Genomic DNA, 19995 nt, shown 5'->3' with positions numbered 1-19995 from the left:
GGTATCGCATCCGAGACTCTCCAGAAGGTTAGCGGCACACACCCGCCACCGCGCCGGGGTGCACTATTCGCGCCGACAATCCCTAGGCGACTGTTCAACGCGGACAGCCCCGGGTTGATTCCTTGGTTCTGAGACACCAGCCGGTGAGACACCGGACAACACGCAATCGAACCGGATCTGGGACTCACAAGTCAGTGCGAATCTCGGCGGGTCGACCATGGTTGCTGAGCCGACTTCTGTGACGCTGATGAGGTGACCGTCGTCGGATACGCCCGGGTGAGCACCGATCACCAACAGCTGGCCGCCCAGGAAGACCTGCTCCGCGCCCAGGGGTGCGAACGGATCTTCACCGACACCATGTCGGGAGTGCGTGAGGACCGGCCCGGCCTGGCCCAACTCCTGGACTACGTCCGTCCTGGGGACACCGTCGTCGTGGTCGCCCTCGACCGGCTCGGCTGGTCCCTGACCGGGGTGATCCGCACCATCGAGACCCTTACCGAGGCCGGCGTGATGCTGCGCTCTGTACGGGAGGGCATCGACTACTCCACCCCGACCGGGCGCATGCTCGCCTGCATCTTCGCCGCCCTCGCCGAGTACGAACGCGAACTGATGCACGAACGCGCCGCCGCCGCTCGGGCGGCAGCCCGGGCCCGTGGCCGCCACACCGGCCGGCCACCAAGGCACACCGAGGACCAGGTCCGCCAGGTCCGCGCGCTGCGCGACGGTGGTGAATCCATCACCGACCTCACCCGCACCTTCGACGTCTCCCGCGCGACCATCTATCGGGCCCTCAACCGCGCCGACCTCAACGTTGGCGACAAGAGCAACATGCGACCACAGCCGGAGAATGCGGGCAAGACAGAACGGTCCCAACTGCAGACGCGCCACCCTGCCCATGCCTGAGCTTCGTGGCGAAGAGCGTTGGGTGCGTGCATGCCTCCAGGCTGCTCTGCCGGGTGTCAGCGTCAGCCAACACGACGACGGTTCACGACCGAGCATGCACGACCTAACGCTCGCTCGTGACTCCGTGCCATTCGGGGCATGCGAGGTCACAGCAGCAGCCGACGCCGAGTCGATCGAACTATGGAACTCGATCAACGGTTCGAACGAACGTTGGATCGAGCCGAACCTTGAGGGCGGCTGGTCGATCGAGGTGAGCCCACGATGTCGTGCGAAGCGGCTAAAGAACCAACTTCCCGACCTTCTGCGACTCCTCGAAGACGAGCAGCAACATCACGACTACCAGAGGGTGATCGGGGAACTTCGGAGTTTGGGGGTGTCGTCGGCGGCCCGCCGCGCTACCAACTTTCCGGGCAGCATCTACGTGACGATTGAGCAGGCGCCTGAGGTGACGTCTGAGTTGGTGGTAAGTACTGCCGACGCGCTAGTCCCTTGGCTCGAGGACTGGATCCGCGGGAGCGCGCAGCAACACAACCTGCAGAAACTCAGTGCGTCCGGATACTCCGAGCAGCATCTCTTCGTCCTACTGCCTGGCTTCACGACCGCGCCCTTCGACGTTGCGGACCGACTGATGCGGTCCGATGCACCTCTGCCAGGCGCGGTTCTGACGCTGCCCGGCACGCTCACAAATGTCTGGCTCATGAGTACTTGGTCCACCGGCGACCTCTTCCACTACGGCCCCCGGGGCTGGATGCGATCACGCAAGGTGTTTGAGTACTGACCTGTTCGCACCCACCGACGGTGCCGGACATATCGGAGTATCTAGTCCCCCCAAAGGAGGGTTCTACCCAACTATAGGCAACTATAGGAGTCATCCCTATAGAACCGTATAGTGTCCTATGTGGACAGTGACGCGAACCCATACGCCCCTGGTTCGGGGCTTCGCCCGAAGGCTCTTGAGGGCCGAGAGCACGAAGTCACCGCCTTCGACACCACGGTCGCTCGCACGCGCGGCAGACTACCCAACCGTGGCATGGTGCTCTCCGGCCTGCGGGGCGTCGGCAAGACCGTGCTGCTGAAGTCGTTCCAGGAACGGGCCAGCACAATGGACTGGCTCGCGGTTGCGATCGAAGCACGACCAACCGACTCGGGCCGCGCTTCGGTCAGGACGAAACTCGCTCGCGAATTGGTGATCGCGGCGCGTGCCGCCGGAGCCAAACGTAGACGCCTGAGGAAGGCTCTGGCTTCGATCGGCTCGTTCTCTGCCACCCTCGGCCTCACCGGGGTCTCGATCGGTGTGGAGCGGGCGCCCGGCCGAGCTGACTCCGGCGTCCTCGAGATCGACCTAGAAGAGATGGTCTCCGACGTTGCCCAAGCTCTCCGTGAAGACGGTCTGGGTCTGGCGTTCTTTATCGACGAGATGCAGGATCTCGACCGCGAACTCCTCGTCGCGCTTCTGGCCGTCCAGCACGCAGCCGGCCAGAACGACTGGCCGTTCTACATCTTTGGAGCCGGCCTGCCCAACCTTCCCTCGGTACTGTCCGACGCTCGGTCCTACGCCGAGCGACTCTTCGAGTACCGACAGATCGGCGCACTCTCTGACACCGCCGCCGCAGATGCCCTACTCAAGCCTGCCCGTATGATGGGCGCAGGCTTCACGCCAGAGGCGCTCGACCACGTCGTCGAAGCGTCCGGCGGCTACCCCTACTTCCTGCAGGAGTACGGCAAGGCCATCTGGGACGTCGCCCCGACCGCCACCTTCACCCTCGAGGACGCACACCTCGCGATCACTCTAGGAACGGCGCAACTCGACCAGGGCTTCTTCCCCGCTCGCTGGGACCGTGCCACACGAGCCGAGCGTGACTATCTAAGGGCCATGGCCGAGGACGGCGAGGCGGGAACCCGATCAGCAGCCGTAGCGCAACGCCTGGAACGGGACCTCAGCAGCCTCAGCCCCACCCGGGACACCCTGATCAAGAAGGGGCTCATCTACGCACCCGAGCACGGCCGCGTTTCCTACACCGTGCCCGGAATGGCGAGCTTCATCCGCCGCCAGTCCGCCGAGACGACCTGAAGCAAGCGAACAGAAGCCGGAGACACCGATTGAGCACCCGCCAGAACGAGGCACGCGCCCTCGCTTACGACCTGATCACCGACATCGAACTCGGCCGGCTGAACTCGTCAGAGTTGGTGCTCAAGGCCAGTCGACTCGCCCGACTAACCGGGCACGAATACCTCAATACCCTCGTGACACTCGAACGCGATGGCTACAAGGGTAGTGCCCCAGAAGAATGGGTTAGGCGCACTGGCCGGATCGCCGAGGAGAAGGAAGACGGCAAGTACACGCTCTGGACGTACTCGATCGGCGAGGTCGAAGCTCAGATCCGATCAGCCGAAGGCGCTCTTCAGGCGTTGCGCGGCGGCGGCAACTACTCAGGTGACTACATCATCACAGCGTCCGGAAACCATGACGGAAAGATTCAAGGAGCCGCTGCAACTCTACGAACAGTCTCGGCGATACGCGCGGCTGTCATCGCTGCGGTCTACGGGTACGTGACCGAGATCTACCATGAGTTGCTCTTCAGCGAACTTCAGGAGTCGCTCTTCAGTGCCACACAGATCGCCGTGGATGGTGCCCTTCGTACAAGCAGGTCGCGATCCACTCCAAAAAATCGAGAGCATCAGCGACAGGCTGCGTGACGGAGATCCAGAGGCGGTCAACCAGGGACTGACCACCTGTCGACGTCTCATCGACACCGTCGCCGACCATGTGTTTCCTGCGCGCGCCGATCCATACGATCTCAACGGAACACCCATCGATGTGAAGTCGAACAATGTAATCAACCGCTGTAGGGCGTACCTGCACCAGCAAGGAATCACTGGGCGGCGCTACGACCGGCTCCGTCAGGAACTCACCAACCTCTATGGCGTCACGTCCCAGGCTGTACATGCCTCAGTTGACATCCATGAGGCACGGTTCGTCTTCCTTCAGACCTACATCACCCTCGGCGAGATCCTGACTCTCGCCCCCAACGCTCCCGCATCAAGCCACTCGTAGGAACCCTGCACCGGCCATTCGAGCTCGTCCACTCCCGCGGCCGGAGCCAGTCAATGTGATCGTGTCCAAGGAGCGGCCTCTCGGGTTCAGGGGCCCAGATGAGCGTGGCGAGTGCGAGTTCGTCGACGGCGCGGAATGGGTCGTCGATCTTGACGCACTCGGTCTTATAGAGCCCCACGACCGTCTCTGCGAGGGCGTTGCCGTATTATCGGCAACGGTCCCGATGGATCCGATCACGCCGACAACTGACGGGCACTCGAAGTATGGCAGCGCGGTGTACTGGGAGCCGCCGCGTCAGGGAACTTCGCCGAGCAGAGGCGTTCCTCGCGTCCGCCTCTCTCATAGAGTCGGCCCGTCGACGCTCGACGGTGGTAGTCGGGGCGGGTCGTGAGGTCTATCCATGGGAGTGTCGGGCCGTTGGAGCTTCTTTCGTGCCTGGTCCCGGCGATCGGGGACCTTGGGAGCGTCGGGTCGGGTGTGGAGTTCGAGCCAGTGCGAATCCGCATGCCGCAGTTGCGACCTGTACTTGTCAGTTTCGAGTAGCGATCGGATCTCGTTTGGTGGGATGGAGTTCAGGGCCGCTGTGCGAATCGTCGTGCTGAGGCTGTCGCCGGGGGACCGCTCCGCGATCTCGAAGACGACCGAGACGTGGTGTCCGGCGGCGTACAGCGCTGCCGCGGTGAGGCCGACGAGAGGGTCGACGTCGTCGGGGTGGGCGATGCGGGTGGCTTGCACCAACGCCTCGACTCGCTCGGGTCGGCTGTAGGACTCCTGGAGGAGGCAATCTCGCACGACGGCGCTGCGGGCGATGTGCGCGAGCCGGGAGGCGCTGAGGTCCCTGGCTCCTTCGCGGCCAGCCATCGCGTCGATGGTCCGAAGCGCCACGAGGCGACGCACCGATGGGCTCATGGAGTCGAGGCGCTTTCGGTCAGCGCTCGTGATTCTGGCCGCGTTGACGCCTTGGCCGGGCCCGTTCAGCGGAACGTAGCGCTCGACGAGTTCCTCGAGAGTCGCGGCAGGTGCTGGTTGCCCGGTCGCGATGGCCCATACCGGCGGCGGTGGCGTGTCCCGCCAGATGGCCTGGCCCGACCCTCCGACGCGGTAGCGATCCTGCTGGAGGTCGACGGTGATGGCAGTGTTGGCAATCCATGGCAGACGGTTGATGAGTGCTGTGGTGAGCGCATCCGCGGTTGCTGAGGCTTGCTGGCCGTAGACGAGCAGGATGACTCCATCGGAGTCCTGGCGCAATGCTGGCTCGATGACAGTCCGCGCCGCCCTCGGGGCGAGACGAGCTGTGACTGCGGGGGGCAGGACCCCCACTCGCCGCAACTCACCCGCCTCTGCGACGATGAAGTACCCGATGCATCCTGGGGTGGGCTGGTAGCCGGCGTAGTAGGGCAGTGCGGCAACGACGTCACCCGCACCAAGCCTCTGGCGCGGCGGAAGCGCCGGCACGCTCATGCCGGTGGGTCGTCGGGCGAACTGGACGGGTCGGCGCAGAACTCCCCCGGTTCGAAGTCGACGAAGGTGCCTGGCGGCACCGCGTCGCTGGGGTCGGCGGCGGCGACGAGTCGTTGCAGAGCGTCCTCGAATTCGCTTGCCTGTGTGGGTTCTGACATGAATGGGTCTCCTCGGCGTGTGTGTGCTCCAGGCTAGAACTCGGGTCCGCCGACGTCCGGTATCGGCGGCGGGATGGTGGAAAGGTCGGGATGTTCCGGGCGTTGCCGCGCCCTTCGTGTGGGCTCGGTCTGCCGGGTCCACTGTTCGTCTGCGCTGCGGAGCCCTTCCGGGACCGTCTTTGCGAGGATCTCGCTGACTCGGTCTGGGGGTACGCCGGCACGGATGGCCGCAGTGATTAGGCCTGCGAGGCGCTCGTCGCCCGCGTGTTCGAGGACGGCGTCAGCTTGTGCCTGCCGACCGGACAGGTAAAGGGCCGCCGCCGCCGCGCTGCCCAGTACGGGCCGGTCGGGAACTGGAGCGCCCCGGTACACCTGGACCAGTGCCTCGGTTCTGGCCGAGCTCGTGTAGGCGTGAACGATGATCGAGCCTCGGACGTCTCTGTCCTGGACCAAGTGTGCGACCTGCGCAGCATCGAACGGCTTGGATGCACGGGCTGCGATGCGATCAAGACTGCGGCGGGCGATGTCGACACGCAGGGACGGGCTGAGACGGCCGAGTCGGACGGCTTGATCATCTGCCAGCGGGTCGATGGTCGGCTGATCCAGTGGGGCGTAGCGGGCGCGCATCTCCTCACGGGTGGCTGCCGCAGGGGGCCGGCCCAGCACGGCAAGATCGGCCGGCGGCCCGGGCATGGGACGCCATCTCGCCCGGGGGTGGTCGAGCAGCACGTACTGACCTTCGTTGATCTGCATCTCGTGGTGAGACAGGCCGGGATTCACCTGCGCCGACACGGCACCGAGTGCGCGTGCCCTCGTGGCTCCCTGCGGCCCGTACCCGACGACGATTAGTTGATCGGTGCCGGAGGTCGTTGCGGCCCGTCCTATGGCCGCGGCAACGTCGGCCGGGTCATTGTCTTCCCAATCGATCGCGGCGGTGAATTTGATGAGTCGATCCTCGATCATGCCCAGGACCGCCACGTGCTGGGAGTCCAGCTGGTAACCAACGAGGCTGGGGATCATCGCCAGGATGTCGCCCGCAGTCGAGATGTGCACAGTCGGTCTGGATTCACTCACGGTCGTCGACCTCCATCGGCATGCAAAGTCCAAGGTCGACGAGGTGCAAGAGATCGAACGCGGCGATCTCGGGCCCGAGTGTTGGTGCGCCGTCGAGAACGGCGGCGATCACCCTCTCAACGGCGATCTCTGCGGTGTCGGCGTCCAACTGGCGGCGCTCCTCGGCTAGGTGCGAGGCCCGTGTTCGGGTCTCTTGGGTGTGTTGGTTGGCGTATCGGGTCGTTCTGGTCGCGGACGAGGGTCGCTGGCGCCGGACTCACGACTTATCTGCCGCAAGCGGCGCAGATCAGCGGCGCTGACTTCGAGCAGTAGTTGGATGCGCTGCGACGACTCTCCTAGAGCGGCCAGCGTGGCCGCGGCCGCGCCCATCCGGGCCGCGGCCTCGCGGTGGGCACCCTGCGCCTGGAAGAACTCCGCGGCGGCCTGTTCGATCTGTTCATCCCGTCGTGCCCGCTCGGCATCAAGTTCCAACCGGCGCTGCCGAGCACGCTCACGCGCTGCCACCTTCGACCTGTTCGCCGACATCTGTCCGAACTCCTCCCCTTGCCTGACCGGCTGTTGCGATCCGCTACCACCCTCACGTCAAGTGGCGCGCCGCCGGGCACGCCATCGATAGCCGACCTACCCCCTCCAGGCACTCGCCCACGGACCCTCACCACAAATCCCGGGCAAGGAGCCCAAGGCGCACACACCTCTTGCACTACAAGTGCCGGTCGGTCTGGGCTGGTATTGACGGTCGGGTCACCCGAGCCGCACATCAAGATCGGGCGAGGCTCGAACTTGTGCGCGTGGAGCCCTCGATGATGACGATCCACCCGCTCCATGCTGGGAACGGCTACGAGTACCTGCTTCGTCAGGTTGCGACCGGCGATGAGGTGCGCCCGCATGGGGAGTCGATGAGCGACTACTACCTGGCTCACGGGAACCCGCCCGGACGGTGGGTGGGTAAGGGTGCCGACGTGCTGCGGGTGAGTGGTCAGGTCGGGCCGGAACAGATGCGCAACCTGTTTGGCGCCGGGACGCACCCGAACGACGAGAAGGTGCGCCTGGGACGTCGTTTTATGCAGTTCCGTCAGGACCGCACCGATGCGTATCACGCCGCATTGGACACAGCGTTCGAGGCCTTCGCGATGGAGAACGATCGAGCCCCACGGGCTGGCGCGGAACGAGACCGCATCCGTTGGGGGGTCGCCACGGAGATGCGCAGGCAAGACCTCGATGTGGAGGAGCCGAGCGAAGCTGAAGTAGCCCGGTTTCTGGCCCAGCGCGCTGGTGTGAACCGGGACGCGGTAACCGGCTATGACCTGGTGTTCACGCCGGCGAAGTCGGTCTCGGTGCTGTGGGCCCTGGCCGATTCCGACACCCGCCGGGTGATCGCCGAAGCGCACAACGCGGCGTGGCGCCGAACGCTGGCGTGGATCGAGTCCGAGGGCGCCCTCACAAGGGCCGGCGCCGGCGGGGTGCGCCAGATCAACACCCACGGGCTGACCGCGGCCGCATTCGACCATCTCGACTCCCGGTCGGGCGACCCGAACCTGCACACCCACGTTGCCGTGTCCACGAAGGTGCGAGGCTCGGACGGGAAGTGGCGAAGCCTGGATGGGCGGGTGCTGTTCTCAATGGCGGTATCCGCTTCGGAGCGCTACAACACGCTGATCGAGCAGGAGCTCGTGAGCCGCCTCGGGGTGCGGTTCGAGCCGACCACCCGCCCGGGTGGGCGGGTACCGGTCCGCGAGATCGTTGGCGTTGGTGAGGACCTGTGCAAGGTCTTTTCCCAACGGCGGCAAGCCATCAACGTGTCCTACGCGGAGTTGGTCGCGCGGTACCGGGCGGCGCACGGCCACGAGCCGTCCCGGCCAGTGCAATACAAGATGGCCCAGCAGGCCACGCTGGACACCCGGATGCAGAAGGAGACCGGCATCCCACTGTCCGAACGGGTGCAGCAATGGCACGCCCGGGCAACCCGCGCCCTGGGCTCGGAAATGGCCGTCCGGGACCGGGTCGAGGCAGCGCTGGCACCCGTCGCTCCGTCGACGCCTCGCTCACCGGAGACCGTGGAGCAGATCGCAACATCGGTGCTGGCAGCGATGGGTTATCGGCGTGCCACCTGGACCCGCTTTCACGTTCATGCCGAGGCATTGCGGCGAGCCCGTGGAAGCGTCCTCGTCGAACAAGGGCGAGACGCCGAACAACTAGCCGCCGAGGTCGTCGACCAGGTGCTCGCATCCTCGGTGCACCTGACTAATCCCGACACAGACGAACACCGGCCACCCGACCTCTCCAGGGCAGATGGCGAGTCCATCTACACCGTGCACGGCGCCGAGAAATACACCTCAATGGACGTCCTCAACGCCGAAGAGGACCTGCTGCGCGCTGCCACGTCCCCGGGTGGCTTCGTCGTCTCCGGCGAGGTGTTCCAGAGTGCCGTCGCGGAAGTGCAGATCGACAACCAAGTCCGCCTCGATGCCGCCCAGATCGAACTCGCGCACCGATTCGCCTGCGGCCCGAACCGGATCGAAGTTGGGATCGGACCGGCCGGCACCGGCAAGACGACGGCGATGCGCGCATTCGCGGCAGCGGTCACCGCCGCGGGTGGTCGCGTGCTGGGCCTTGCGCCCTCGGCAGTCGCGGCCGGGATCCTCGCCGAAGAACTCGGCACCCACGCCGAGACCATACACAAGCTCATCGACACCTACATGCGCGGCAGTATCCCCGCGGAGTTGCTGCTCGATGAGGACACCGTCATCGTGATCGACGAGGCGGCGATGGCCGGCACGCTAGAGCTTCAGGCGGTGCTCGAGTTGGCTACCCGGGCCGGAGTTGCGGTGCGGCTCCTGGGTGACCCGTCCCAGCTGGATGCCGTCGGCGCGGGCGGTGCGCTGCGGATGATCGCCAACACAGTCGGGGCCGCCGAACTGCGCGACGTGTACCGGTTCCGCGTCCCGGGCGAAGACGAGGCTGGCCTGCTCGTCCGGGACGGACGCCCCGCAGGCCTCGACTTCTACATCGACAACGCCCGCGTGCACACCGGATCCCGGGAGTCCGCACTGGAGGAGATCTACGCAGCCTGGGTCCAAGATCACGCCGCGGGGCGCAACGCGATCATGATCGCGGCGAACAACGACGACGTCGCCTCCCTCAACACCCGCTGCCGCCTGCACCGCAGCATCGAGGGTCTAGTAGAGACGTTAGGAGTCGACCTGGCCGACGGAACCATCGCCGGGGTAGGTGATGTCGTCGTCACCCGACGCAACGAACGCCGACTGCGCCACGGCCACACCGACTACGTCAAGAACGGCGACATGTGGATCGTCACTGCCCGCCACAGTGACGGCTCCCTAGTGGTCCGACACCGCGTCCACAAGACCACCACCCGCCTTCCGGCCCGGTACGTGCGTGAACACATACAGCTGGGGTACGCCTCCACGATCCACCGCGCCCAGGGCATGACCGTCGACGTCGCCCGCGTCCTCGTCGACGCGAGCCTGACCCGCGAACACCTCTACACCGCGATCACCCGCGGACGCCAAAGCAACGACCTCTACGTCGTCACCGAAGAACTGCTCGACGCCTCGCTCCACCACCCGGCCCGCCCGGACATCGCAGCCCGCACCGCACTCGAACGAGTCCTCGCCCGAACCACGGTGGGCGAAGGCGCACTGGCAGCACTGTACGACGAGGCCGAGCGAGCCGGGTCGCTCGCACGCCTGATCCCCGCGTACGAGGACGCCTACGCCCACCTGCTCGACCCCAAAGCACTCGAGCGCACCGCGGACACCGTCCGAGCCACGCTCGGGCCGGACCTGGCCAACCCCATCCTGGAAGACCAATCGTGGCCCAACCTCGCCGCACTGCTGGTCCGCCACCAACGAACCGGCGCCGACCTCGACCGACTCCTGCACAGGCACGCCGAAGACCTGCACGACACCCGCTCACCAGCCACACTGCTGCACTGGCGCATCGGCGAGCCGGTCGCCGCGCCCGCCGACCACGAGCCAGGCCTACCCTCATGGGTCACCCCACCCCCGCAGCACCCCACTACCGTCGGCCCGACCAAGGCAGCGATCGGCACCGACCCGCCCAAGAATGACCGATGGCAGCAGGTCGTCGACCTCAACGCCACCGCGTTCGAATGGTGGCAGCGACAGGTCCTCGATTCGCCGTGGGCCGCCCAGTACCTCCAGGACCGCGGGTTCAGCCCAGCACCGGAACATGGCGTCGCGCCCGCGAGCTGGACCGGGCTGGTCGACTATCTGCACGGCGAGGGAGTCAGCGACGAGGCCATGCTCACCGCCGGACTCGCCTCCCGGACCCGCACCGGTCGCCTCATCGACCGGTTCCGGGACCGTGTGATCATCCCCGTGCACGATGGCAATGGCGCGATCATCGCGTTCACCGCACGCACCAACCCAGCCACCACCTCCGGCCACACACCTAAGTGGCTCAACCCGCCCGCCACACCTGCCTACACCAAGGCCGAGACAGTCCTCGGCCTGGATGCCGACGCCAGGGCGCGACTTCGCGCCGGCGCCCGGCCGGTGTTCGTTGAGGGCGCATTCGACCTCGAAGCCCTCCGCCGCGTCGACGACCCCATGCTCGTGCCATTGGCAAGTTGCGGGACGGCACTCACCCGTGAGCACCTGCAACAGGTCCGCGCGATGTGCCAGGGCACCATGGCACCGATCTTCGCCTTCGACGCCGACCCCGCAGGCCAGCAGGCGACCGCCCGCGCGTGGTCGCTACTCACCGATGACGAGGCCGCCCTGGCCCGCAATGCAATCCTGCCAGCGGGCGCTGACCCCGCCTCCCTGCTACAGGACGGCCACATAGACAACCTGCGGTACGGCCTCCTCGCCGCACAACCCACCACCGAGGACCTCCTCGATCGACTGGTCCAAGCCTCACCGCACGAGTTCGCTGAGCAACGCCTCGCAGTTGTGCGCGCAGCAGGCGCGATAGTCGCCCGACTCCCGGACGAGCAGGCGTTCATGCAGGCCGGCGAACACCTCGCTCGGCAGGTGAGCTCCCCTTACGGGCTGTGGGTCGAACACACACTTGCCCGCGAGACGATCTGGGCCGAACTACAGCAAGCCCGCGCAAACCACCGCGCCCAAACACCCGCACCCGCGGTTCAAGTTGAGAACCCCGCGATCGCAGCGTGGTTAGGACACCGGGCTGAGCAGGTCATTGAACGCCTGGATGCCCTTGTCGATCGAGTCGCGCACCACACACCGTCCTGGGCCGCTGATCTGCCAGAGGCACCGGAGCCCGAGGACCCGCTGCGCGGCCGGTGGGACCGGGCCGTGCGGGCCATCGTGGCCTACCGCGACCGCTACGAAATCACCGGACGCCACCCGCTCGGCACCGCGTCCGCCAACGGGATGCAATCACATGCGCGCGCCCAGGCCGCGCAGGCACTGCTCGCCCTCGGCGTGGACCCACGCAACAAGCCCGACTCCGAGCGCACCCATCAGCTGGTTCGCGAGGAGCAACACGGCCGCAGCGAACAGATGTTGCACACCCTCAACCACCTCCGCCGCGGAGAAGCGCGCCCAACATGCGGCGAGATCACCCGCCCCAATCAGCACGTACACGAATGGATGTTCGCTGAGCCGATAGACGGCCCGGGCCTCAGTTAAGCCAACAACACCGGAGGCTACCAACCACGCTTCACCGCCACGTTCACCGGCCGAGGAGCCCCCTCCCTCCCCAGTGGAGTTGGACTTGGATGCAAAATCGTGAGTGCTCAGGCACACTCACACTCGGGGAGTGCACAGCCTTCCCATCCAGGTCGACTACCAGCTGAATGATCATGTAGCCACGATCCCTGTTCGGTCCGGCAGGGTGCGCCGCCCGGAAACCTGCGATGGGACCTCTCACCGCCTCCGGCTCGGAACACGACTTACACGGCGACCGCGCGATCCGGGCAGAGGCTGGCCTCGGTCCCGGCCGTCGACCAAGCCACCGAGACGCGTCGTCTCGATGGAGCGGCACGGTTCCGGAGTGAGGGTAGGCCGACGGAGCTCTAGAAGCCCGAAGCACGGTACGTCCGTTCTCCGGTTCTGGCTTCCCGCCCAGCGCGGCGGCCCTGGACCAACCAATGTCAACCTCATGGCCAAGGAACGCTCCCGACCATGGATCGGGGTACAAGTATCAAACCCGACACTCAAGTCAAATTGACTCCGAACAGCCGCGCGAGGCGCTGCCCTCCCGACTGCCCTGCAATGCAGAAGAAGAACTGTTCTTGACCGTGATCGACCTGCGCCTGCAATCGCTGTAGCGTGCGCTCCGCAATCCCAATCTCATGCGAGTCGTTCCAAGTTCGGAGCACCTCGCGGGCTCGCGCAACGCCAGCAGCAGCGTCCGCGATATAAATGTAGTCTCGTCCTGAAGGTAGACTCTGACGACGCAGGTCTATTCCTCCTCGGAACGAGACATCGCTCAGTTGCGCACCAGAGAAATCGTTACCCCAGAATTGATTCGTACTCCTTAGATACGGCCGAAATTCCGTTGGTGGCACTCCCCAGAAGAGCGCCTTCTGAATTCGACCAGTGAACACGCACTCGATGAATTCCATGGAAGAGGCATCCAGGTCGACTATCGAAACATTCGTGAACGCGCACCTCACGAAACGTGTGTTGCCCGTCCAGATGTGGCGCAGCCGGGCATTGTCAAATGAACAGTCTACAAACTCAGATGGGGGGTCGCCCGCGCCGAGATTCGCGTGCGAAATGAACGTCCGATCAAAAGTGCAATTCTCAAATCGTGAACCAACCACGACAAAATGCTTGAAGACTCTGCCACTCAGATCCAGATTGGCCAGTTGCTGACCATCTACGTATAGACTGTCATCCTTGATTCCAGGCTCAAGCCCTCCGCTTGTCATCTTTCTCAGCACCCTGGCAACGTGTAGACACAATATGTCACGTTATCATAGCCCGGCCTGCGGTTGTGTTCCAGCACGCTCCCAATAGTCGTGAGCTCATAACGCTGCCCGGTCGGGATGAAGGTGAAATCTGGGCCCACGGTATGGTATGTAAAGAGGTTGGGGTGCGCGTCTTGGATCGTCTGCGCCGTCGTCCTATGGACGACGTTACCCATCATGGGAGCATTGAGCCAGGGATGAATGTCGACCGCCTCCGCTTGGCCTTCACTGAAGCGCGCAACTAGCGCGGGCCGACCCTGGCTACTAACAGCCTGGGCTGTCTGCTGGATGTATTGCTGTACTGGTCTCCCGAGGGCTGGCACAACTAGGGTGTCCGGGGTCCGCGCCAAGACGCGTGCCAGGGTGCCGGCGCTTCCGATCACTGGCGCGGTGGCTATGCCCGAAACAGCCGCGTTCCCGTAGTCGCCTTCCATGACGTATATCAGGGCGTTCGCAGCGTCCAATGGTTCGCCTGCTCCTGGAGCGAAGCCGCCGATGTCGAGTGCCAGGTGTAGTTTGGAGAGGTCGGGGGCCGGGTAGATCGGTGGCATCCCCCGCTGAGTCGCTGACCAGTTGACGGCGAGGTGTCCTAGGCCCTGGAGGATGCCGGGCGCCGCTCTGGTGGTCTCTGCCACAATTGACCCCAGGAATCCTCCGATGCCGGGTACGGCGTTTGCGACCACCGCGCCCGCGAAGTTGGCTAGTCGGTCCCAGTTTCTCGTCGCCAGTTTTGCGATGGGTTTCGGCTTTCCGCCGCCGTCGTGGAGCATCCTGGTGCCTGGATACGTTCCGGACGGGTCGGAGAGGGTCGCTGGGCTGCCGGCGGCGTAGCTGTAGGGGTGGAACTGCTGTGGCCACTTGGTGTCGAGGATGGGGTCGGGGCTGATGAATTGGCCGATGCCGGGGTCGTAGTAGCGGGCGCCGATGCTCGTCAGTCCGCTGGCGTCGGTGGGCTTGTTGAGGAAGCCGTGGTCGCTGGTCCAGACGGGTGTGGTGCCGCGGGGGTTGCCGTAGGGGTCGTGGTAGCGGCGGGTGGGGAGGTTGCCGGTGTTGGCGATCCCGAGGATGGGTGTGCCTTGGAGGTCGGTGACGTAGCTGGTGAGGCTGGCTGAGCCGGGGCTGGTGCGGGTGGCGACGAGTTGGCCGTTGAAGGTGTAGAACCGTGAGCCGGTGACGGTGGTGCCGGTGAGATTGAGCTCTTGCCCGCCGGGCAGGTAGAGGGTCGTGGTGGTGCCTTGGTGACGGATGAGTCGGTCGCCGTCGGCGGTGTAGAGGTACTCGTCGGTGCTGGCGCCGTCGGTGAGGGTGTCGAGCCGGCCTTCGGGGTCCCAGGTCAGGGTCTGGGTCGTGGCGCCGGTTGTGCGGGTGAGGGTGTTGCCGGCGTCGTCGTAGGTGTAGTTGGTGCTGGCGCCGCCGGTGGTGCTCGTGGATGTGAGGGTGTGGGCCTGTTCGAGGCCGGCGGCGGGGCGGGCATAGCTGGTGGTGATGTCGCCCGTGGGTGTGTGGTCGACGAGGCTGGTGCGGTTGCCCGCGGCGTCATGGCCGTAGGTGTGCCAGTACGGCGCTGGGCCGCCCAACGTGCCGGCAGTTCGGGTGGTGGCGCAGTCGCCGCTGGCGGGTGTCCAGGCCTGGGCGAGGCGGGCTTGGGTGTAGGTGAAGCACTGGGTGTCGTCGACGGCGTCGTCGTCGATGGCGAGGAGGTTGCCGGCGTTGTCGAAGTCGTAGGTGATGTCGATGTCGTAACTGGTGGCGCCTTCGCGTTGCAACCACATCTGGTCGGGCCTGCGGGTGCCGTGGTCGTAGGAGTAGTTGATGAGGTTGGCGTAGCTGGCGCCGACGTCGACGATCAGTGGTTCGCCGTAGACGGAGTACCTGGTGCCGGAGACGTAGACGCCCCAGCCGGCGCCGCCGCCCATCCATTCGGGCATGCCCCGGTTGTCGTAGAACGTGGACAGTGTTTCCGCGCCGAGTCCGCCTGCGGCGGGGTACCGCATCGTACTGAGCTGGCCGTCGATGGTGTAGGTGTTGGTGTAGGTGTAGGTCCCTGCCAGCGCGCCCTCGGCCGCGGGGATCGTGACGGTCTGGCCCAGTGGCCGGTAGCCGTTGTCGTAGGCGGTGACGGCGGTGGTGTAAGCGTTGCCGTTGTCGTACCTGGTGGAGGAGGTTAGTTGCCCCTCGGCAAGGGTGTCCCAGGCCCATGAGGCCAGCAGGGTGCCGGTGGCGTTGTCCTCACGGAGTTGGGTGCGCCGGCCCGCGTTGTCATAGGTCGTGTGCAGCGTGACATCACGGGCGTCGGTCGAGGTCACGCGCTGGTCAGCGGCATCGTAGGTGAACGTCGTTGTGCCGGCGTCGGGGTCGGTCTGAGACACGAGACGACCCTGTAGGTCGTAGACCGAGCTCCAGGTGTTGCCTACGGGGTCGGTCATCGAGGTGCGTTGACCGGCTGCGTCATAGCTATAGGTGACGGCGTTGTAGGCGCCGATCGCGGCGGGGCCTTGGTATTGGCGTAACTCGATGGTGCGGCCGTGGGCGTCGTAGATCTCGGTGCTGGGGATGCCGCCGGCGGGTGGGGTGGTGGTGACGCGGTCGCCGCCGTAACTGGTGGTGGTGCGCCAGACCTCGCTCTCGTTGACCTGGGTGATGGTGTTGGTGGTTCGTCCGGCACCGTCGTAGGTGTAGACGGTCCGCAGCGGCACCGCAGCAGCCGGGACGACAACGGTGGTGGCGGGGTTGCCGGTGGTGTACCAGGGACGATTGGCGTAAGTGACCAGTCCCCGGGAGTCATAGACGGTGTCGGTCACGATCCGCCCCGCAGTTTCCCTGTCCGCGGTCGGTGACTGGACCTGCCGTTCACGCGACAACCCGTCATAGAGCGTGACGGACGTCAGATAGGTGCCGTCGTGGATCAGGGATCTGGTGGTGACGGTGTTGGTACCCGTCCGCGAGACGGTGTAGGCGTAGGTCGTGTTCGCGGTGTGGGTGCCCTGGACCCGGCCCGGTTGCCAGACGCCGGTAAGGCGGCCAATGGCGTCGTAGGCGCCGGAGCTGACCTTTCCGTTGGGGTCGGTGACCGAGCGTTGCGCGCCCCAGGCGACATCGAAGGCTGTGGTGGTGATGTGCGCGGTGAGCGGGCCCGCCGCGTCGGGATCAGGGCTGGTGACGATCATGGAAGCGACCAGCCCACCTAGTGCTGGGGTGTAGGCCGTGGTTGTGGTCCTGCCCAAGGTGTCGCTGATGGTAAGGATGCGCCCAGAGGCGTCGTAGGTCGCTGTGCTGACGGTCTGGTAGGTCGGTGTGGCTCCGGAGTAGCCGGCCAGTCGCTCTTCCCTGGTGGTCAGCCCGTCGGTGGGTGCGGCGCCGTAGGCGAGTCCGTCGTAACTGGTTCGGACGTCTCTGACGACCTGTGTCGGCCGTGCCGGGGTGGCAGCGCAGCTGACGGTGACCGTCTCCACACGTCGGGTTGTGGAGATGATGTTGTCACCAGTGTTACGGGCGTACTCATAACGGGTGCAGTGCTCGTCACCGGTGATGGCGAGGTCCCCCTGGTCCTCGACCTGGGAGGGCATGCCATAGCCGTCGTAGGTCGTGACGGTCCTGGTGGTGCGTTGCCCACCAGCCAGGGCTGGGGCGGCGATTCGGGATTCCACTGTGGCGATCGCGGCGTAGTGAGCGGTTCGTCCTGCGGTGTTAGTTGCCGTTGGCGTGGACCGCCACGGGGTGTTAGTGGTGCTCGACACCATCGTGGAGCCGTTGTAGGTGGTCTCGGTGCGGATCATGCCTGCGAACTCGGGATGGTCGGTGACGCCGTCGACCACGACAGTGCGGGTGCCGCCGGTGGGTGTGGCGCGGTCACCGTTCATGCCGCGGAAGAAGGTGTAGACGGTCCGCAGTTTGCTGACGACCGAGTTGCCGACGTTGACCTCAACGTTGCCGTAGCCGCGGAAGTCTGACCAGGTGCGCCTGTTGGGTGGGATCAGGTCGTTGTCGGTGTAGTGCCAGGCTGCGGTGCCGATGTAGGCGTAGTTGGTGACGATCGGTTCGGACTCGACGTCGCCGGGACTGTCGACGGTGCTGGTGACGAGGTACTTGTGGAAGTACTCCAGCGTCATCCCGATCGGACCCTCAGGGTCCCAGTAGACCGGTAGGCAGCGGCGAGTGTTGGTGTGCGGGCTGGCGGGCAGGCTGGCGCTGGTGCAGTCGGGAGTGCTGTAGTTGACGCTGGTGACACCTCCGGACTCGGTAGTGATGGAGGAGATCCGGTAGCGGATCATGGGCGGGCCTAGGTCGCCGATCGCGTCGACCCGGTTGGGCATCTGCACTCCGGCGAAAGTGACCGCGGGCATCACTACCGGCGTCGAACCGGCCAGGCCGGTGTGCTGGACGGAAGCCAACCACAGTTGCTTGGAGGTGCCGTCGCCCGGGTCGGGGAAGGTGTGCGTGAGGGTCCATTGGTCGACGTTGCGGTAGACCGACCCTGTCCACACCGTCGTGGTGACGGTGGTCAGGCGCTTACGGGTGAAGAAGGCCGGCGAGGTCACGTTCGCGCAGGAACTGGCCGAGGTGCAGATCAGGTCGAACGGAACATCGGGCCAGTGCGAGGCATTCGCCGCGGTCAGCTGGGCCGGGGTGCAGGTGATCGCCCCGGATGGCAGGCACCGCTCCGCGACGGTGAAGTTCACCCGCGCGGGTGCGTTGGCGGTCTCGCTGCCTTGGCGTTGGGCGTAGTCGACACGGCTCAGGTAGCCACCACGAACGTAGGACGCGACGCTGGCGTTGTTGTTCAGACCGTAGTTGTTGGTCTCGGCGACATAGACCTGGGTCATCGTATTGCCGGAGGTGTCGACGACGTAGTCGAGGTTCCAACGCCAGACCTGGTTGCACGACGATGCCGCGTAGGAAGAGTTGTAGCAGGGTTCGCCCGGGTGGTTACCGAAGACCGGGACCGTCCACGCCGAGTTCAGTGCGAGGGTGTCGGTGGCGGAGCGCCTGTCGCGGCCGAAGTAGTACTGGGTGCCGTCGGTTGAGGTGACTCGCCAGTACTCGCCGCTCTGGCCGTTGTTCCAGGCTCCGGTCAGGCGCTCGATCTTCATGCCGTTGTCCTGACTCGGCCGCCAGGTGTTGGTCGCGGCGTCCAGGATCAGTTCGAAGGCTTGCCCGTCCAGTTGCAGGGTGGCGTTCTGGCCGCCCCAGCACAGGTCACCGGTGGGGTGGGAGGCGTTGTTGGGGGTTCCGCTGGTGTCGGTGGCGCAGGGCACGTAGCTGCGCTCGACGAACCCGCTGGAGGACTCCCAGCCCTCACCGACCCATGAGGTCTGGTTATTCGTCGAGGCAACGCGCCCGTCGACCGAGCCCGCGGAGTACCCAAGACTGAGGTCTGGTGTCGGGTTGGAGCCGGCGGGCGGCACCCGGAAGGGGTAGGACCAGGTGAAGGCACCGGTGCGTGCCGACACCTCCCACGACGCCGAGGGCGACAGCGGGGTTGCCGCCCAGTTTCCCGTGGACCCGCTGGTGGCGGCCATCAGCGCCATCGTCCCGACCGCCTCCGCGGGCACGGTGGCGGTGACGACCTGGCTGCTCGTGTCGTTGGTCGACTCCAGCGGCTCACCGGCCGCGCAGTCGCTCGCCCCGGACAGTTCACAATCGGGCAGCGCGACCAGGGTCAGGCGGTTCGCCCAGTCGCCGCCGTAGGCGTCGGCGTAGTCGGAGTAGTCGATGCTGACCTGGACCGGTTCGGAGAGGTCGGCCGAGGGATCGACCTCGAGCAGGACACCCTCGACGCCGGCAGCTTGCGTCTGCTCGGCGTCAGCGACCCTCACGCTGACCTGCGCATCGTCGGTGGCGGCAAGGCTCTCGGCGTTCTCACCGAGATCGAGCGTGACCGGTCCGGCGTCCACGGCGCCAGCGCCGGCGCTGGTCACCTCAACGCTGGTCTCGGCGCCGTCGGGCAGCTCCGTCGCGAGCTCGGGGGCCGGTGGCTGCCAGTCGACCGTGGGTTCGTCACCGACACTGACCTCGGAGGGCACGAGGTCCTCGACTTCGGGATCGGCCCAGAGTTCCTCGCCGTATTCGCGCCGCTGCTCGTCGGTCCACGAGGCGCGCTCGGCATCGCTGATCTCGTCAGGGTCGGCCTGCGCAGGGTCTGAACTGCCCACGACCACCAGCGCCACGGCAAGCACCGCGACTATCCCCACACGTCCCCGTGCTCGAACTGACATGCTGCCCCCGCCCGACTCGTGCCAGCCAGAATCCAATCCCGTGGACGTTCGTGACCGCACCAACAACCGGTCCTTACGCAGGGACAGATCAGGTGCGATCGGACCGAACGTCAGCCGTTGGAGAAGCCACTCGCCATCGAGTGATCGCTGACGCTAGCGCACTCCCAGGCCCCGTGCATAGAACTTCCAGACAACATGAACCGA

General features: G+C 65.8%; 12 protein-coding genes. 5 read left to right on the top strand and 7 right to left on the bottom strand.

Annotation, left to right across the window (positions count from 1 at the left end):
• Positions 1 to 252 precede the first annotated feature (252 nt).
• From GKS42_RS07215 to GKS42_RS26200, 4 genes are all read left to right on the top strand, one after another.
• Positions 253 to 903 (top strand): recombinase family protein, encoded by a 651-nt coding sequence (locus tag GKS42_RS07215; protein WP_154793222.1) that lies wholly within the window; start codon positions 253 to 255, stop codon positions 901 to 903.
• Positions 896 to 1681, top strand: a complete 786-nt coding sequence (locus GKS42_RS07210) for a hypothetical protein (RefSeq protein WP_154793221.1) — start codon at positions 896 to 898, stop codon at positions 1679 to 1681. The genes GKS42_RS07215 and GKS42_RS07210 overlap by 8 nt, the downstream gene beginning before the upstream one ends.
• 120 nt (positions 1682 to 1801) lie before the next feature.
• Entirely contained in the window at positions 1802 to 2974 is a 1173-nt protein-coding gene (locus tag GKS42_RS07205) for an ATP-binding protein (RefSeq protein ID WP_154793220.1), read from the top strand.
• A 29-nt stretch (positions 2975 to 3003) separates the two neighbouring features.
• On the top strand, positions 3004 to 3600 hold the full coding sequence (locus GKS42_RS26200; RefSeq protein ID WP_210769328.1) for an AbiTii domain-containing protein: 597 nt from the start codon (positions 3004 to 3006) through the stop codon (positions 3598 to 3600).
• Between the two features lie 697 nt (positions 3601 to 4297).
• Here GKS42_RS26200 and GKS42_RS07195 read toward each other — a convergent pair.
• The 5 genes from GKS42_RS07195 to GKS42_RS07175 are packed head-to-tail and all read right to left on the bottom strand — an operon-like array spanning position 4298 to position 7176.
• Complete coding sequence (locus tag GKS42_RS07195) at positions 4298 to 5419, bottom strand: DUF4192 family protein (protein ID WP_154793219.1); 1122 nt, start codon at positions 5417 to 5419, stop codon at positions 4298 to 4300.
• Positions 5416 to 5577: a hypothetical protein gene (locus GKS42_RS07190; protein ID WP_154793218.1), complete on the bottom strand. Its 162-nt coding sequence runs from the start codon at positions 5575 to 5577 to the stop codon at positions 5416 to 5418. Before GKS42_RS07190 ends, GKS42_RS07195 begins: the two co-directional genes overlap by 4 nt.
• Before the next feature lie 33 nt (positions 5578 to 5610).
• The gene (locus GKS42_RS07185; RefSeq protein ID WP_154793217.1) at positions 5611 to 6651 is read right to left on the bottom strand and encodes a hypothetical protein; all 1041 of its coding nucleotides are present in this window, start codon (positions 6649 to 6651) and stop codon (positions 5611 to 5613) included.
• Positions 6644 to 6799 carry a hypothetical protein gene (locus GKS42_RS07180; protein WP_154793216.1) on the bottom strand — a complete coding sequence of 52 codons (156 nt, stop codon included), beginning with the start codon at positions 6797 to 6799 and terminating at the stop codon, positions 6644 to 6646. Before GKS42_RS07180 ends, GKS42_RS07185 begins: the two co-directional genes overlap by 8 nt.
• 17 nt (positions 6800 to 6816) lie before the next feature.
• The gene (locus GKS42_RS07175; RefSeq protein ID WP_154793215.1) at positions 6817 to 7176 is read right to left on the bottom strand and encodes a hypothetical protein; all 360 of its coding nucleotides are present in this window, start codon (positions 7174 to 7176) and stop codon (positions 6817 to 6819) included.
• A gap of 275 nt (positions 7177 to 7451) precedes the next feature.
• Between GKS42_RS07175 and mobF the strand changes: the two genes are divergently transcribed.
• Positions 7452 to 12290 carry a MobF family relaxase gene (gene mobF / locus GKS42_RS07170; protein WP_154793214.1) on the top strand — a complete coding sequence of 1613 codons (4839 nt, stop codon included), beginning with the start codon at positions 7452 to 7454 and terminating at the stop codon, positions 12288 to 12290.
• A 527-nt stretch (positions 12291 to 12817) separates the two neighbouring features.
• On the opposite strand, the gene GKS42_RS07165 is transcribed toward mobF, so the two are convergent.
• Entirely contained in the window at positions 12818 to 13549 is a 732-nt protein-coding gene (locus tag GKS42_RS07165) for a pentapeptide repeat-containing protein (RefSeq protein WP_154793213.1), read from the bottom strand.
• On the bottom strand, positions 13543 to 19752 hold the full coding sequence (locus GKS42_RS26765; protein WP_154793212.1) for an RHS repeat-associated core domain-containing protein: 6210 nt from the start codon (positions 19750 to 19752) through the stop codon (positions 13543 to 13545). The genes GKS42_RS07165 and GKS42_RS26765 overlap by 7 nt, the downstream gene beginning before the upstream one ends.
• Positions 19753 to 19995: the final 243 nt, after the last annotated feature.

It is taken from the genome of Occultella kanbiaonis (assembly GCF_009708215.1).
GTDB lineage: Bacteria > Actinomycetota > Actinomycetes > Actinomycetales > Beutenbergiaceae > Occultella > Occultella kanbiaonis.
This window is presented reverse-complemented; position numbering and strand designations above follow the sequence as displayed.

Coding starts and splice junctions, on each gene's coding strand:
- mobF (WP_154793214.1), top strand. CDS start 7,452: ATGATGACGATCCACCCGCTCCATGCTGGGAACGGCTACGAGTACCTG.
- GKS42_RS07175 (WP_154793215.1), bottom strand. CDS start 7,176: ATGTCGGCGAACAGGTCGAAGGTGGCAGCGCGTGAGCGTGCTCGGCAG.
- GKS42_RS07210 (WP_154793221.1), top strand. CDS start 896: ATGCCTGAGCTTCGTGGCGAAGAGCGTTGGGTGCGTGCATGCCTCCAG.
- GKS42_RS07195 (WP_154793219.1), bottom strand. CDS start 5,419: ATGAGCGTGCCGGCGCTTCCGCCGCGCCAGAGGCTTGGTGCGGGTGAC.
- GKS42_RS07190 (WP_154793218.1), bottom strand. CDS start 5,577: ATGTCAGAACCCACACAGGCAAGCGAATTCGAGGACGCTCTGCAACGA.